Consider the following 527-nt stretch of genomic DNA (forward strand, 5'->3'; position numbering starts at 1 on the left):
TCCTGCTTGCGATGCAATATTTATAATATGACCGCCACCATTAGCAAGCATGTGACTTACGAGTTGCTGGGTAGTTTGCAACAGCGCAAAAACATTTAGTTCAAACATCTTTTTCGCCTCTTCAAAGTGCATTGATTCAACAAATTCGAACAACCCGGAGCCTGCATTATTAATTAACCCGTGTACACGTGGATGCTCCATAAGAATTTGCTTAACAGTTGTTTCCCGAATTTCCTCATCAAGTAAATCTAACTGATAATAATACGCCTGAATGCCAAATGATTCCTTGATTCGCTGTTGGATATCCTGCAGTTTATCTATTGATCTGGCAAGCATAATCGGAATTCCGCCGTTTTTAGCAATATGCCAAACAAGCCTTTCCCCAATACCGCTTGAAGCACCCGTAACAATAATCTTTTTAGAAGTTACCCTGTTATTCATTGAATCACCTAATCACATGATAATAGTAAATGCCCTTATGGGTTGCTTTTCTTATCTTTCCACATTCTTCAAGATAATCTAGCTGT

1 protein-coding gene is annotated in these 527 nt (G+C 38.7%); it reads right to left on the minus strand.

Translation table 11 applies throughout. From position 1 onward, the window contains the following. On the minus strand, positions 1-441 hold a 441-nt coding region (locus tag AC3G7N_RS22530; protein ID WP_489424325.1), incomplete at its 3' end, for an SDR family NAD(P)-dependent oxidoreductase. Positions 442-527 lie beyond the last annotated feature (86 nt).

The sequence above is a fragment of the Virgibacillus carmonensis genome, assembly GCF_057836705.1.